1 protein-coding gene is annotated in these 232 nt (G+C 59.1%); it reads right to left on the reverse strand.

Going from position 1 to position 232, the window contains the following annotated elements:
• A partial coding sequence (locus AAEY83_RS18835) for an EAL domain-containing protein (protein ID WP_351061761.1) occupies positions 1-232 on the reverse strand: 232 nt, incomplete at both ends.

Raw genomic sequence — 232 nt, forward strand, 5'->3', positions numbered from 1 at the left:
GGTGTGAGCAAACCGTGAACCGGATGCTGCCAGCGAATCAGCGCCTCGAGCTTGGTCACGCGTCCGGTTTTCACTTCGAAGATCGGCTGGTAGTAGAGCATCAGCGCGTGGTCTTGCCGTAGCGCACTGCGCAGTTCCTCTTCCAGTTGCAGCTCGAAACTGGCGCGGGTCTTCAGGCTGGAATTGAAGAAGTGCAGACCGTTGCGCCCGGCGCCTTTGGATTGGTACAAGG

It is taken from the genome of Psychrobacter sp. TB20-MNA-CIBAN-0197 (assembly GCF_040309765.1).
GTDB lineage: Bacteria > Pseudomonadota > Gammaproteobacteria > Pseudomonadales > Moraxellaceae > Psychrobacter > Psychrobacter submarinus.